Source organism: Parvularcula sp. IMCC14364, assembly GCF_030758415.1.
Classification (GTDB): domain Bacteria; phylum Pseudomonadota; class Alphaproteobacteria; order Caulobacterales; family Parvularculaceae; genus Aquisalinus.
Genome location: NZ_CP132334.1, coordinates 1630388 through 1646297 on the forward strand (window position 1 = coordinate 1630388; position 15910 = coordinate 1646297).

Consider the following 15910-nt stretch of genomic DNA (forward strand, 5'->3'; position numbering starts at 1 on the left):
GCCTGTTACGCCTAGAATTCGCGTTTCAGGCTGACGGAGAACGTACGACCAAGTTCATACTGTTCAAAGTCCACATCGCTAACAGTAGAGTTAAGCGTTTCGCGAACGGCGTTGTAATCATCGTTGAAGATATTCTGAACCTTCACACCGAGATTGTAGTCAGAACCAAAAAGCGCGAGATCCTGATTGATCACAAGATCAATCGTGATCGGAGGCTCCTCAGTGATTTCAGGAAGGCTACCCTCACCGCGGTAGAGGATCCGATCACTTGAGTAGTTCGCCAGAACTGTGGCTTTTGAACCAGTGTCATTGTTCTCAACGCCCAACTGGAGGTTGAAGAGGTGATCTGATTGACCAACCAGGCGGCTGCCATCTGAGATAAAGGCATTCGCAGGGTCTTCACTGGCAACAATCCCGTTCGGTGACGCTACAGAGCGAATAACTGTGCCTGTGTTGTCAACTTCAGAGTCTGAGTATGTGTAGTTGGTTTTGAAAACCAGGTCCTTCCCGACAGCCCACGGCGTGTCGAAAAGCTCGGCCAGGTCAAAGTTTTTCTCCAGTTCAAATTCAACACCCCACAATTCTGCAGACGGTGCGTTGAAGAAGGACTGAACACTGACATCGCCTTGCGTACTGAAGAAGTCTTCAATCGGCTTCTCGAACTCTTTGAAGAAGAACCCGAGAGTAGCGAACTCACCGCGCGCAAAGTACATCTCAAGACGGGCATCGTAGTTCTTGATCTCAGTGTTCACGAGGAACTGGTTACCAAGATAAGGGATGTCTGTCTCAGGATCATCAAAACGTACAGTCGTCAATTCGCGGAACTGAGGACGTGTAATTGTCTCAGAGTAACCGACGCGAAGCTGAATATCCGCATTGCCAAACAGATCAGTCGTTTCAGTGAATGGCGGTATCCAGGTCAATGTCACCGCTGGCAGGAAGTAATCTGTCTCCAGAAGCGGGTTCAAAGTACGTGTGCCAGTTGGGTCGATCGTCGCAAAAGTTTCAGTTTTTTGCTTGGATTCCTCGTAGCGACCACCAATGGCTGCACGAAGATATTCACCCAATTCAATGTCCGCCCCCGCATAAGCGGCAGTAACCTGGAGCAGACCTTCAAAATTGTCAGGCTGCTGAGCAGTAGACTGCAAGCGAACGACAGGGCCTGTTGTGCCAAGAATTTCATCTGAGAAGATCAGGTCAGCACGACTGCTGAGCACTTCCTGAGGGAAGCTGCCGACGAATGTGAAGTCACGACGCTGTGCATCACGCTCTGTCAGATCATAAGCTGCACCGAAGATAACGTCGAATGCACGACCATCAAGATCGAACGGGATGAGAAAATCTGCACCGAAGCTCAGAGATGTGTCATCGATTGTACCGAAGTTGATGAAGTTGTCAGAGTCGTTATTGGAGAAGGTGAAATCGGTATTCTGGCCAACAATCTCAAAGCTGGTCTGACGCTCATAAGGAGCCTCACGACGACCTTCACCATATGCGGCACGCCAGTCGAACTCGATTCCTGATCCGTCATTAAAGACACTCTCAGAAAACAGAACATGTGAGCCGTTTGTCTGGAATTGAAGAATTTCACGTTCTGTGAAACTTGTATTCTCTTCCAGGAAGCGGTCCTGACCCTGGTCACGAACACCAGAACTGATCTGGGATTCTTTGGTCGTTTTGCGAACGACGAGACCAGTGAAATTCAGTTCGTTATTCAGGCCCCACTCAAGCCCTGTTGAGCTAAGAGCGGAAACAGTGATGTCCTGAGCGGTAGAAACGTACTCCGTTACATCTTCCGTAAGATCCAGGAAACCACCGGTCTGGTTGAAGGTTTCAGGACGGACGCGTGTGCCGTTACGGGTTGTCCACTCGTTGCCATAACCAAGATAGAAAACAGTACCGAGCTCGTAGTTCCCGTCAGTGTCAAAGACCTTACCAAAAGCAATATTACCGCTGCCATTCAATGGTGCGGAATCTTCACTGATCAGCAAAGTATCAAACTGATCAAAGCTCTGACGTGCAGGAATAGACAGATCACGCTCGCCAGGATTCTGGGCCAGGAATGTCCGGACCTCAGAAGGCAAATCGCGCAGACCATCATCATACCCCAGGAAGTCTGCGTCGCCACCATCGTGGAACAGACCAGAGGCAAAGGTTGTTTCTGTATTTGCGCTGAAAGACACACCTACTTCAAGGAAGTCTTCATTCGGGATTGATTTTGAGCGCAGTTCAACAACACCACCACCAAATTCACCAGAATATTGTGGAGAGAATGTTTTTTGAACCAGTGAACCATCCAGAACGGAAGTCGGGAACAAATCCAGTGGCGCTGTCCGCTTGAGCGGTTCAGGGCTTGGCAGTTTCGATCCGTTAAGTGTAGCACTGGAATAACGCGAGTTCAGACCGCGCACGATCACGAACTTGCCGCCTTCAATGGAAAGACCAGTTACACGACGCAAAGCATCAGCGATATCCGAATCCCCAGTCCGGATAAAATCTTCACCGTCCAAAACGCTGGAGATTTCTGATGTTGCTTTTTTCTCGTCAGGAATATTCTGGCCGCGAACGATGATGACATCATCCTGAGCGACCGCTGCGCCTGAAGCAACAAGCATCGCGGTAGCGAGCAGTGCTGATGGCGCTAATGTATTAAACTTCTTCATGGTTAACCTCTGTTGCCCCCTGGGCGTTAAATTACCTCGTACTCGGATTGGTATAACCGGCGGACATTGCCCGCCGGTTAAGAGTTCAATTAGTTACAGAGACCAAGGGTCCAGTTAACGTACCAGTCGTCAGCCGCATTCTCTACAGCGCCAATGTAAGTCACGCTGTCGAAGAAGTCGCTTCCGGCTGGCAGGCTAGCTGTTACTGCGTTCTCACTCGCACCAGGAACAACTGTTGATGTACAACCAGGAGCCGCTGTGAGCGTGCTGTCGATGTTGTTTGTCACGCCATCTACGTTGCCATTTGCAGCAGCGAAGACCGGGCTTGAAACAGTACCGTTTGTTGTCACACCGCCAGCGTTGTTGGAAGCGATGAAGGAACTGAAGAACTCTGTGAAGACAGAGGTGTCAGATGATGCCTGCGTGAAGTCAATCGCACCTGCACCTGAACCTGCGATAACCATGTTGTAGACTTCACCGTCTGTACCAGCACGAAGCTGCGCGCCGAAGTCAGTGTTCGGGTCACCGAGGAATGTGACGTTGGCAATCGTCGGGTTCGAACGTGGCAGAATGTCTGTGTCATTACTGCGGTTGTCACCTTCAAAGCCATTGTCACCATCATCAGAGGCATGCTGGATGATCACGTACTGCACATTACCTGTCCAGCCATCTGTCCAGTCAAGGGAGTCGTCGCCATTGCCCGTAAGAACAATGTGCTTCGCGTTGACTGTACCACCGAAGAACTCAACGCCATCATCGACGTTGTTATCAACCTGAATGAAGTCAACTTCCGTGGCTGAACCAACACCCTGGAAGGCGATACCGTTCAGCTCGTTACCGGAAGAGAAGCGGAAGCCACCGTTGCGCACCTGAACAAAGTTCAGAACACCGGAGTTATCTGTTGGAGAGTTACCGCCGAAGAGGCCTGAGCCGCCCTCACCTGTTTTCTCGCAAAGCTCTGGGTTTGCCACAGGATCAACAGTTGTTACGTCACAATCATTGATTGGGGCGCGACCGTTGATCACGAGGCCACCGAACTGACCGCGTGCCGTAGCCTCACCAAGAACATCCTGCTCGGATGTGAAGATGATCGGGCTTCCGTCAGTACCAAGAGCCTGTATTTGAGAACCACGGGATACAACGACTGCGTCCTCACCAGAACGACCGTAGATTGTGACACCTGGGTCGATGGAAAGAACAGCTGAAGAAGCACCTGTGTCAGGGTTTGCAGCATCAGCGCCAGCATCTTCACCAACGAAGACAGTACCGATGAAGCTATAAATATTGCCACTTGTCAGACGCAGATCTGAAGTGATCAGGTTTGGCAGGATACAGATGAAGTCTTCGGAGCGACCGATAGAAGCACCTGTGCCTTGCGTCGCCGTCCCAGACGGACAACCGCCGTCGTCACCAGCCGGGATGATGTTGTCGAGAGACCAACCTGTTGTCCAGTTCTGGCTGTTTGTCTCGTTGTCAGGATCGAAAGCACCAACATAAACAGCCGCATCAAAGCTTGCATCCAGTGTTGTTGGATCTGTTGCCGTTACAGCTTGCTCAGCAGCACCAGGGATAACGCCGTTCATGGAGTTGTTCGCCGCATTAGTGCTGTTTGTTGGCGTGATGCCTGTGAATGGCGCGCCGCCACCAGCAAATACAGAACTGATTGTCGGCGTTGCGTTTGTAGATGACTGCTGATTGAAGTTGATTGAGTTATCAGTCCAGCCAATCAGAATGGCGTTCGCGATGTTACCCGCTGTACCCGCACGAAGCTCAAAACCATTATCGCCTGTCGCGCCCGCAAAGAACGTCAGGTTAGAGAGGTTTGGATTTGAACGTGGCAGAATGTCTGTATCGTTACCGCGGTTGTCACCTTCGATACCGTTGTCGCCGTCAGTATCGTCCTGAACAACAAGACCGTACTGCAGGCTACCTGTCCAGCCATCTGTCCAGTCGATAGAGTCGTCACCGGCACCCGTGATGATCACGTGGTTTGCATCAACTGTACCGCCGAAGAACTCAACACCATCATCGACGTTGTTGTGAACCTGGATGAAATCAACGTCTGTGGCGTCGCCGACACCCTGGAAGGCGATACCGTTCAACTCGTTACCGGAAGAGAAACGGAAGCCACCAAACTGTACACGAACGAAATTCAGGATACCTGAGTTATCGTTCGGGTTACCACCACCGAAGAGACCTGAGCCGCCTTCACCAGTCTTGTTACAGCCAGCCGGGTTTGCAACTGGATCAACTGATGTCACGTCACAATCGTTGATAGGCGCCAGACCGTTAAGGGCAAGACCGCCAAACTGGCCGCGCTGTGTAGTGCTGCCATTTTCACCAGATATGCCGTCGCTGGCACGCTCTTGAGCTGTGGTACCGTTACCGAAAGCAATATCCTGCAGTGAAGTAAAGATAATCGGGTCGCTCAGCGTACCATCAGCAATCAACTGTGATCCCGGGCTGACGAAGAGCGCATCCTCACCAGACTGACCAACGATTACCGCACCTGGCTCAATCGTCAGGACAGCTGTTGCGCCACCTGGGTTTGTGATTGTGTTATCACCAACGAATACACTGCCTTGCAACGCGTAACCAACTGGGGTCGCGCCAGATTTACCAGGCAAAGTAAGGTCAGCTGAGATTGTGCCGGAAGGGACAACACATGCTGTGATATCAATGCCACCACTTGTTGCTGTGCCTGCAGATGTACCGGACGGGCAAGTGAAGCCATCCGGAATGAGATTGACCGCATTCTGCGCGCCGCCATCGTTCCCGCCACCGACTGTGACTGGGCCTATGTTGCCCTGGTTTGAATTATCGCCGCTGCCTGAACAGGCTGCGAGTACCGCGCAAGCAGACGTGACGAGAAGACCAGAACGGAATTGAGAGAGAAGCTTCATTTTGATTTGCCCCCAAGGCAAGAGTTGACGAAAAAACAAAAACCCACGGTTTCCCGGCGGTTGAGCATGGCAATAGCCCCTGTTTGCAATACTTTTGTGACAGATATTTACAGTTTTTGTGTCATCGGCAGAGTGTGGCCCTTATGCGTACGCACAATGTGCGCCCCGATGATCTCTGTAAGTGCTAAAGTCTTTTTGTAACCTGTACTTGGAGCAATAGCCGCTTGCCTCTATAGGTGCGCCTGGGATTTGTGAAAGTTTTTGGAAATTGCGCCTGTGACGCCTGAAATTCTCTCAGTATCAGCCGATTTTCTGATTCTTGCCCTCGGTTTGACTGTTGGCAGCTTTCTGAACGTGGTGATTCATCGCGGGCCGGTGATTTGGGGTCTGGTTGCACGAGAGGAGACGAGCGGCGCCTATACGCTCTCTACGCCACGCTCCCACTGCCCTGCCTGTCTGCAACAGATCAGGATCATCCACCTGATACCGTTGCTCGGGTTTATTCTCTCGGCTGGCAAGTGTCACACTTGCAAGGAGGCCATCGCCTGGCGGTATCCCGCTGTCGAACTGCTTGCCGGCATAAGCGCCCTCACGGCGGTTACGGCATATGGATACACGCTGCCTGCGCTGGCGATGTTTATTTTTTTCTGTTTTCTGATCCCGTTGGCCTTTATTGACCAGCAGACTTCTCTCCTGCCCGATGCCCTGACACTGCCATTTATGCTGCTCGGCCTGATGGCAAACAGCATCTCCCTGCTCGTGCCCTGGCAGGATGCCCTGATTGGCACTATTGCAGGGTTCCTGACATTCTGGCTGATTGGGGAACTTTATTACCGGCTGCGGGGTGAAGATGGCCTCGGTCTGGGGGATGCCAAACTGCTGGCAGGAATTGGCGGCTGGCTGGGCTGGCTGGCACTCCCCTTTGTCGTTCTGCTCGCGTCGCTGGCTGGCCTCATGCTGCTTGGCCTCGTCAGAGTGCGGGGCGGAAACCTCACCCTGACAACAGGATTGCCGTTTGGTCCACCGCTGGCGCTGGCGGCGGGTGCAGTGATGTTGCTGCAGGCTTTTGGCTTCGCCTTCTGGCAGGTTTAGCTGCGGCAGGCGCTTGCCCCCACCCTACGCGCTTCTTTATCTAGTCTCGAGAACAGTAAAACAGAATGGAGACCCCCATGCCTCACCGCAATCCGGCACGCGAAAAGTTCGCTGAAATCAAAAAACGACTTTCCATTCCGGTTGTGGGTTCTCCTCTGTTTATTGTCTCTAATCCGAAGCTGGTGATCGCCCAGTGCAAGGCCGGTATCATCGGCTCCTTTCCGGCCCTGAATGCAAGGCCGAAAGAAGCGCTGGATGAATGGCTGACGGAAATAAAATCAGCCCTCGCGGCACACGATGCGGCCAAGCCCGAACAGCCCGCTGCCCCCTTCGCAGTGAACCAGATCGTGCACCGTTCCAATGACCGTTTGATGCATGATCTGGATGCCTGTGTGAAACACAAGGTGCCCATCGTGATCACCTCGCTGGGGGCCCGGGAAGAGGTCAATGAAGCCGTGCACTCCTATGGCGGGCTCGTCTTTCACGATGTGATCGATATCAAGTTTGCCAAAAAAGCGATTGAGAAAGGGGCAGACGGGTTGATCCCGGTGGCCGCGGGGGCTGGCGGCCATGCCGGCACCATGTCACCATTTGCCATCATGCAGGAAATTCGAGAGTGGTTTGACGGGCCTGTTCTGCTTTCTGGCTGTATCGCGCGCGGCGAATCTGTGCTAGCCGCTGAGGCCATGGGGGCGGATGCCGGTTATATCGGCTCGGCTTTTATTGCCACCCATGAAGCCAATGCCCATGAAGGTTACAAGAACGGTATCGTCGATGGCAACATGGAAGATATTGTCTACACGAATTACTTTTCCGGGGTGCATGGTAATTACCATAAGGGTTCGATTAAGGCGGCCGGCATGGACCCCGATAATCTGCCGGTTGCCGACCCGACAAAGATGAATTTCAATACCGAACAGGAAACCACTGCCAAGGCCTGGAAAGACATCTGGGGGTCGGGTCAGGGCATCGGGGCTGTTCATGAAGTTCAGAGCGCTGGCGACTATGTGGCTGAACTGATAGCGCAGTATAAAGCTGCCAGAGAGAAACTGCTGGGCTAAGGATTAATGGAGAGAGAGAGCAATGGCCATAGTAACGGAACTGATTGAATATACCCATAATGGCGACACACTCGAAGCTTTCGTCGCGCGTAATGACGACAACAACACGGCGCCCGGTGTTCTGATCTGTCATGCCTGGGCGGGACGTGCCGAGCATGAAGAGACTGTCGCGCGCAAAATTGCCGAGCTTGGCTATGTGGGGATCGCCGTGGATGTCTATGGCAAAGGCATTCGAGGCACGTCTACGGAAGAATGTAATGCGCTCATGACCCCGTTCGTGGAAGACAGGGCCATGCTGCAGGATCGGTTACAGGCGGCTCTGGGCACGGCGCAGAAGCAGACTGGCAATTAAACGCTTATGGCAACACCATGCACGCTTTCACCAACAAGCAGGCGAATGACCCGGAATTCGGCACGGTTTACAGCGCCGATGCGGATGAACGCTCGTGGTCTGCCTTCCGGTATTTTCTGACCGAAGTGCTTGGCTGATCAGGCGGCTTTTGCGCTGCCTGAATAGATATAACCCGCAAACCGGGGGGTGCCTTTGGTATAATCCGCCTCCAGATGATCCATCTGAAAACCATTCCCGGTGATAACGGCGGGAATGTTACGGTTGAGATTACAGCCGCCGCCAAGGCAGCCCCAGACGCCATTAAGGCGGTTCTGCCATTTGACGACCCCGGCATCTGGCGCCAATCCATGCTCGGCAAAGTACATCCGCCCGCCGGGCTTGAGAACACGTGCCATCCCCTCTACAGCCCGCGGCAGATCAGGGATTGTGCACATGGTGAAGGTCACCAGCACTGTATCAACGGATTTATCCGGCAACGGAATTTCTTCTCCCGGCAGATCTAGATATTCAATATCAAGACCCGATTCAGCCACGCGTTTTACCGCCAGTTTCCTGATTTTCTGCTCCGGCTCCAGTGCAAAGAGTTTTGACACCTTGCCCTCATCATAAAACGGCAGATTGTGCCCGGACCCGAACCCGACTTCGAGCACGACCCCTTCCGCCAAGGGCACCACCTTTGACCGCTGTTTGGCTATTGCCGGTGAAGAGCAGGCCAGACTGACCAGCCGGGGTTCAATATGGTCGCTGTAAATGCCCATGCTCAGCCTTTCTTTTCCGCGATCCATGCCGTGACCAGTTCATCGAGAATGGTCAGCGGTACGGCACCATTGGCAAGGATCACTTCATGAAACTCCCGCAGATCAAAATCTTCGCCCAGTTCCTGCGTAGCCCTCGCGCGCAATTCCATGATTTTCAGCTTGCCGATCATATAAGACGTTGCCTGCCCCGGCGTAACGACATAGCGCTCTGTCTCCTTGCGCGCCTGTTCCTCTGAGAGCGGTGCATTATTGACCATGAAGTCGATGGCCTCTTCGCGCGTCCACTTTTTGTAATGCAGCCCGGTATCCACAATCAGCCTTACTGCCCGCCAGGCCTCCAGACCCAGTCGCCCGAAATCCTGATATGGGTCCTGATAGAGACCGATCTCTTTTGGCAACTCCTCGGAGTACAATCCCCACCCTTCAATATAGGCACCATATCCACCAAAGCGCCGGAAGCGCGGCACACCGTCGAGTTCCTGCCCGATAGCAATCTGCATATGGTGACCGGGCGCGCCTTCATGATAGGCGATCGCTTCAAGCTGGAAGATGGGCATAGTCGCCATGTCATACAGGTTCACATAATAAATGCCGGGCCGTGAGCCATCTTCTGCCGGTCGGTTATAAAAGGCGATACCCGCCGCCTGCTCCCGGAATGGCTCTACCCGTTTGACGATAAGGTCTGCTTTGGGCTTGGTAATAAACAATGTATCAAGCCGGGCCTTCATATCATCAATGACGTCGGTTGCCCGGTCCAGATATTGCTGGCGCCCCTCATCCGTATTCGGATAGTAAAATTGCGGGTCAGTGCGTAAAAACGCGAAAAACTCCTGCAGCGTGCCGTCAAAACCAACCTGCGCCATGATAGAGCGCATATCGCCATGCAGGCGCTCCAGCTCACGCAAGCCTATTGCATGAATTTCGTCTGCTGTCAGATCAGTCGTCGTGCTCGCGGCAATGCGGGCGTTGTAATAGCCCTCCCCATCCGGCAGTTTCCAGACGCCATCATCATTCGTTGCCTGTTTTTCAAGCTGCCTGAATGTCTCGATGAGCCGCTCATAGGCTGGTTTTACTTCTGTACTCAGGGCGCGCGCTGCCCGTGCGTTCAGGTTTGACTTTGCGGCCTCATCTATATCTAACTTGTCAATTTTTGCGCTAAAGTCTGCCATCAGCGCAGAGGGGTCCCCTCCATCAAACGGCGCACCTGAAATGACATTACGTGCCGTTCGCAACATTTGTGGGAAAGCCCATTTCGGCGGGAGTACGCCTTTGCCAGCGCGTTCTTCAAACTCTTCACGGTTCTGATCGAGATAGGTATCAAAGGTCTCCAGCCGGGTGATATAGGCTTCAGCGTCTTCAATACTCTCGACACGGTGGAAATTGATGAGGAACGGAGGAATATTGGCATGTGCGCCGCCGCGCTGGGTGAAGACATAACCGTTCTCGCGGAAAGCAAAACTGCGCTCCGCCTGCTGCACGCCAAATTCATACAGCCGATAGTTCAGCTTCCCCGCAACATCGAGTTGGTCAAGGTCGAAACTGGTCCGCAATTCTTCCAGCTTCGCCAGTTGCCATGCCAAATCAGCAGCCGCCTGTTCATCCGTTGCCTGATCCCATTTGTCGTTATCGGTTTTGCGGCCCAGTTGCGTTTGATAAAGGGGCGAGCGCGATACGCCTTCTTCAAACACATCCTCAAACCAGACAAACAGCCGCTCTGATTCAGCGGCCCTGCTCTCGGCCGTGATAGTCGGCGCGGCATTCGTTGATGCCGGTGTTGTCTCACAGGCGGCAAGCGCCAGTGTCATAACCAGTGCGCTACCCGCCAGTTTCAATCTGTTCAGCGTTTTCACGGCATTCCCTCTCATGCTATTGTTGTTTATGTGATGCAGAATGCCGCAGGATGACCATTGCTGTCGAGTTAACAATCCAACGGGCCCCGATGGCCCATGAACTCTGCGCTTGGATGCCCTCCAGGTCTGGCATCGCCCCCACATTTATTTCGCCGGCGCTGCGTGAAACGGCAACTCGCCCGGTTCACGCAACTGATGCATTGAGCCACAAAAAAGCAGGAAAGAGATACCTGTCTCAATCCTGCTGATCGTTCCTGTATCAGGAATATTCCAAGCGTAACTAGGCAGCTTTATACAGCTTTTCGCCCTTGTCTGCCATGTCGCGGAAGCTTGGTGGCGGGGCAAAGCGGGAGCCATGTTGCTGGGCCAGACGCTCGGCTGTACGGACGAATTCTTCCATGCCGATTGTGTCGATATGGCTCATCGGACCGCCAGTCCAGGGCGCAAAACCCCAACCAAAAATGGCGCCGAGGTCTGCTGACTCCGGATCGAAGACAACGCCATCATGGAAACACTGAGCAGCTGGCACCAGTTGAGAATAAAGCAGACGCTCTATGACTTCTTCCTGGGTTGGCTGATTCTCCGCCAGCGGATAATGCTCCTGCAGGCCTTGCCAGAGATGCTTCTTGCCACCTTCCGGATACTCGTAGAAGCCGCCGCCAGACTTGCGTCCCTTACGGCCAAGTTTCTCTACGAACAGCTCCAGCAGATCATCAACGGCTGTGCGGGGCACAGCTTCTTCACCAAGCTCGGCACGGGTTGCCTTGGAAATACGCAGACCCAGTTCCTGAGAAGTTTCATCAACCAGCGCGAGTGGACCAACCGGCATTCCCAGAATACGGGCGCAGTTGTCGATCAAGGCAGGGTTCACGCCTTCCGTCACCAACAACATTGCTTCGTTACAATATGGCGGAACAACACGGTTCGTGTAGAAGCCGCGCGTGTCTTTGACCACGATTGGCGTCTTTTTGATCTTCTTCACATAATCAAGCGCCGTCGCAAGAGAAAGATCATTACTCTCTTCACCCGGAATGATTTCCACCAGAGGCATTTTGTCTACAGGCGAGAAGAAGTGAATGCCGATAAACTGGTCAGGACGCTCTGAGTTTTTAGCGAGACCTGTAATCGGCAAGGTTGAGGTGTTGGAAGCAAAGATCTTGTCCTTGCCGATAACAGCTTCCGTCTTTTTGATAACATCAGCCTTGATGCCTGGTTCCTCGAAAACCGCCTCGATTACGAGATCAACATCCGCGATGTCATCATAGTTCTCGGTGGTTTTGATACGGGCGAGCATTTCTTCGGATTTCTCCTTGGAAAGTTTGCCCCGGGAGACACCTTTTTCGTTCAGCTTGCGGGAATAGTCCTTGCCCTTCTCCGCATAGGCCGCTTCACGATCGAGCAGCACAACTTCCATGCCTGCCTTGGCAGTAACATAGGCAATGCCGGCTCCCATCATGCCGGCACCGAGCACGGCAACCTTGTTGATGGTGGTCTTATCCACATTCTTTGGACGTTTCGCGCCTTTTTCTGCGGCCTGCTTGTTAATGAACAGGGAGCGGATCATGTTCTGCGTCTGGGCAGACTGAATCAGCGTTGTGAAATATTTGCTCTCAATACGGAGGGCTGTATCAATCGGTACGATTGACCCTTCATAAATGCAGGAAAGAATCTTGTCGATCTGCGGCATGTTGTGCCAGGTCTGCACCTGAGACATGGCTGCTGATCCGGCAAGGACGGGAACCACACGCGGATCCATTGCGCCCTGCCCGCCCGGGAATTTGAATTTCTTCTCATCCCATGGCTGGCGTACTTTCGGGTTCGCCTTGACCCATTCCTTTGCCTTGGCAACAATCTGGTCATGTGGCGCGATCTCGTGAATCAATCCCTTTGACAGAGCTTCGTCGGCCTTCATTGGTTTGCCGGATGTGCAGAGCATCATGGCATTCTGCATACCAATGAGACGCGGTGTGCGCTGTGTGCCACCGGCACCAGGCAAGAGGCCGACCAAGGCTTCGGGCAAGCCAAGCTGTACTTTTGGTGAATCAGACGCAACCCGATAATGGCTGGCAAGACAGACTTCAAGTCCGCCACCTAGTGCAAGGCCGTTGATGGCAACAGCAAATGGCTTTGTGGTTGCCCCTTTGGCAAGCTCTTTCGCGGTGTACCCACCCGTTTCCATCTTGCGGAACATGTTGTTCATGCCGATGGCACCTTCGAAGATTTCTGCCGTGCTCGGGCTGCCTTGTGTCTGGCTGCCCAGCATTCTCAGGTCAGCGCCTGCAAGGAACCCTGAGTCCTTGCCGGACGTGATGACCGTACCAACGATCTTGTCATCGGCGAGTATTTCATCAACGGCTTTCTTGAATTCTTCCGTCAACTGCTGGTTCCAGACATTCATCGACTGGTCTGGCAGGTCAATCGTCAACAGCGCGATGCCGTCACCATCAACCTCAATGGAGAGTGTTTCGTATGACATAATGATATTTTCCGTGTTCGTTATAAGTTAGACGCGCTCGATGACTGTGGCTGTACCCATGCCACCGCCGACACAAAGTGTCGCCAGGGCAGTTTCCTTACCGGACCGCTCAAGCTCATCCAGCACCGTGCCGAGAATCATCGCGCCAGTCGCGCCAAGCGGGTGGCCCATGGCAATGGCGCCGCCGCAAACATTGATCTCATCATGGTCGATGTCCATTGCCTGCATATAGCGCAGAACGACCGAAGCGAATGCTTCGTTCAGCTCCCAAAGGTCGATATCCTTCTTGTCCATGCCAGCGCGCTTCAGGAGTTTCTGGGTCACGAATTCAGGGCCGGTCAGCATGATGGTTGGCTCGGAGCCGGTTGACGCCATGGCGCGAATTTTGGCGCGCGGTGTCAGACCCAGTTTCTCACCCATTTCCTTGGTACCGATCAGGATCGCAGCTGAGCCATCCACGATGCCGGAGGAGTTGCCTGCATGGTGCACGTGATTGACTTTCTCAAGTTCAGGGTAGCGCTGGATGGCAATGGTATCGAAACCTGGCATCCCCTCACCCATCATGGCGAAAGACGGGTTCAATGCGCCAAGGGACTGCATGTCTGTATCCGGACGTACAGTCTCGTCATGCTTGAGGATTACTTCGCCCATCACGTCTTTTACGGGGACGATTGATTTCTCGAAGCGGTTTTCTTCCCATGACTTCGCTGCCCGCTTCTGGCTCTCGACCGCGTACGCATCAACATCATCGCGTGAGAAACCATATTTTGTCGCAATCACATCGGCGGAGATGCCTTGCGGAACGAAATAGTTTTTGATGGCAACAGCCGGGTCAGAAACCATCGCCCCGCCATCGGAGCCCATCGGCACACGGGACATGCTTTCAATGCCGCCACCGATGGCCATGTCAGCTTCACCGGACATGACTTTTGCAGCCGCCATATTGGTAGCTTCAAGACCTGAAGCGCAGAAGCGGTTGATCTGCACACCCGCTGTTGACTGGGCATAACCAGCCTGAAGAACAGCAACCCGGGCAATATCGGCACCCTGCTCACCCACGGGACTGACACAGCCAAAGACAACATCGTCAACATTTTCCGTATCGAGGTTGTTGCGGTCGCGCACAGCTTCCAGCACTTGGGTGGCGAGGTGCACAGGCGTGATTTCGTGCAGGGTTCCGTCGGACTTACCTTTGCCGCGCGGTGTTCTGACGGCATCATAAATATAGGCTTCTGCCATGGGTCGCTTCCTTTCGAGAGGCTTGTTGTGGATGACAACCGGGCGCACAGCACCTGACTGCCGGATATGGCGCGGAAAGTAAGCGTGATGCGGGTCACTTTCAACGCACAAGCGCAGTTATGTGCGCGGATTTGCTGCCGCGGCACCAAACAAGGGCCCCGCAACCCTCGCGGGTCGTGCTGATGCCAGAATCAGGCAAAGGATGTTTTTTGAAAAAGCCATTCTATTTCAAGGCTTTTTCCAATAAAGTCGTGTGAAGTGGGATATCAGATATGTCTTTGCGACACGCTACTCTAGCCGCAAGGACGTTAAGGGGAATGCGATGCGCGCCATCCATAAATTTCTGATTGGAATCATCGGCCTTATAGTTCTGGGCTGCTTTGGCTTTTATTTTGGCCTTTTTCCGCAAACAACACCTGAAATAGCAGAAGCGCGCCTTCTGGAAGCCGCCGAGGCTGACCTTGCCGAAGCTGGCCTAGACTGGGTGACGGTTACCATGGAAGGCCAGAAGGCTATCCTGAGTGGTACAGCGGTTTCAGCCGAAGAAATTGATCGTGCAGCAGATATTGTGCGCCACTCCACCTGGGCTGGCGGCGTCAGCGCGGGTGGCATCACAGTTGTTGAGACCGGTAATGTGCGCAATTTCTCGGATGTTGCTGTTCCGCAAGCCGAGCAGCCGATGCTGCCTGTAGCAACGCCGTTCACTTTTGTCGCAGACGCCAATGGAAATGGTGGGGTTGTGTTGCGCGGTTTCGTCCCCAGCGAGGAGATACGCACGCAACTTGTGGCCAGGGCGCAGGAACTGTTTCCTGGCGGTGTAACCGATGAACTGGTCATTGCCCGCGGTGCACCCGAGGGTAACTGGGCGCAGGCAGCCCTTGCACATCTTGACGGGCTGTCAAAATTGCGGAGCGGCTATGTGCGCGCTTCCGGCGCTGACTTCACCCTGAACGGAATGGCTGCTGACAGCGACCTCAAGGCACGGGCCGAAACTGATCTGAACCGGACAGGCGACGCGTTCAACAGCAATGCTGAAATCACGCTGGTTGTTGCGCCCGAACCGGTACTTGAGCCAATCCCTGAACCAGCCCCAGCTGAAATGGTGAGTGAGCCACTGGCCGCCACAGATGATGCGGCTGACCTTTGTCAGGCGACGCTGAATGACATGATGCGCGACAACACCGTTCAGTTCCAGTCCGGCAGCGCCGTGATCCTGCCGGAAAGCAGACCGTTGCTCGACGCTGTCGCGGAAACGCTGGCAAGGTGTCAGAACTTCCGGATCGAAATTGCCGGCCATACTGATTCCACAGGCTCAACGTCAGGCAACGCGCAACTGAGCGATTCACGGGCGCAGGCTGTCAGGAACTACATGGCCGATAATGGCGTGCCAGTGTCGCGGATTGAAGCGCAGGGCTATGGCGAGAGTCGACCGGTCGCCCCGAACGAGACCGCTGCCGGGCGGGCGCAAAACAGACGCATCGAATTCACGATCCTCCGGGATCAACAGAACTGAGAT

General features: G+C 53.7%; 11 protein-coding genes. 5 read left to right on the plus strand and 6 right to left on the minus strand.

The genetic code is table 11. The features are described 5' to 3' along the window. Positions 1-11: 11 nt before the first annotated feature. Positions 12-2663: a TonB-dependent receptor domain-containing protein gene (locus RAL90_RS07830; RefSeq protein WP_306253961.1), complete on the minus strand. Its 2652-nt coding sequence runs from the start codon at positions 2661-2663 to the stop codon at positions 12-14. Between the two features lie 89 nt (positions 2664-2752). Further along, a complete protein-coding gene (locus RAL90_RS07835) occupies positions 2753-5566 on the minus strand; it encodes a hypothetical protein (RefSeq protein ID WP_306253962.1) in 2814 nt (937 codons plus the stop codon). A gap of 276 nt (positions 5567-5842) precedes the next feature. Here RAL90_RS07835 and RAL90_RS07840 point away from each other — a divergent pair, with 276 nt between their 5' ends. The 4 genes from RAL90_RS07840 to RAL90_RS07855 all read left to right on the plus strand — a co-directional run bounded on the left by RAL90_RS07840 (position 5843) and on the right by RAL90_RS07855 (position 8208). Next, positions 5843-6658 carry an A24 family peptidase gene (locus tag RAL90_RS07840; RefSeq protein WP_306253963.1) on the plus strand — a complete coding sequence of 272 codons (816 nt, stop codon included), beginning with the start codon at positions 5843-5845 and terminating at the stop codon, positions 6656-6658. A gap of 77 nt (positions 6659-6735) precedes the next feature. Beyond that, positions 6736-7719: a nitronate monooxygenase family protein gene (locus tag RAL90_RS07845; RefSeq protein WP_306253964.1), complete on the plus strand. Its 984-nt coding sequence runs from the start codon at positions 6736-6738 to the stop codon at positions 7717-7719. Positions 7720-7741: 22 nt separating this feature from the next. After that, positions 7742-8071, plus strand: a complete 330-nt coding sequence (locus tag RAL90_RS07850; RefSeq protein ID WP_306253965.1) for a dienelactone hydrolase family protein — start codon at positions 7742-7744, stop codon at positions 8069-8071. A gap of 17 nt (positions 8072-8088) precedes the next feature. Beyond that, a complete protein-coding gene (locus RAL90_RS07855) occupies positions 8089-8208 on the plus strand; it encodes a hypothetical protein (protein WP_306253966.1) in 120 nt (39 codons plus the stop codon). Here RAL90_RS07855 and RAL90_RS07860 read toward each other — a convergent pair whose 3' ends face one another. The 4 genes from RAL90_RS07860 to RAL90_RS07875 all read right to left on the minus strand — a co-directional run bounded on the left by RAL90_RS07860 (position 8209) and on the right by RAL90_RS07875 (position 14394). Then, entirely contained in the window at positions 8209-8829 is a 621-nt protein-coding gene (locus tag RAL90_RS07860) for a class I SAM-dependent methyltransferase (RefSeq protein ID WP_306253967.1), read from the minus strand. A gap of 2 nt (positions 8830-8831) precedes the next feature. Then, positions 8832-10634 (minus strand): DUF885 family protein, encoded by a 1803-nt coding sequence (locus RAL90_RS07865; RefSeq protein ID WP_372340454.1) that lies wholly within the window; start codon positions 10632-10634, stop codon positions 8832-8834. Between the two features lie 325 nt (positions 10635-10959). Beyond that, entirely contained in the window at positions 10960-13155 is a 2196-nt protein-coding gene (locus tag RAL90_RS07870) for a 3-hydroxyacyl-CoA dehydrogenase NAD-binding domain-containing protein (RefSeq protein ID WP_306253969.1), read from the minus strand. A gap of 27 nt (positions 13156-13182) precedes the next feature. After that, positions 13183-14394, minus strand: a complete 1212-nt coding sequence (locus RAL90_RS07875) for an acetyl-CoA C-acetyltransferase (RefSeq protein ID WP_306253970.1) — start codon at positions 14392-14394, stop codon at positions 13183-13185. Positions 14395-14716: 322 nt separating this feature from the next. On the opposite strand from RAL90_RS07875, the gene RAL90_RS07880 reads away from it, so the two are divergent. Next, a complete protein-coding gene (locus RAL90_RS07880) occupies positions 14717-15907 on the plus strand; it encodes an OmpA family protein (protein WP_306253971.1) in 1191 nt (396 codons plus the stop codon). Positions 15908-15910 lie beyond the last annotated feature (3 nt).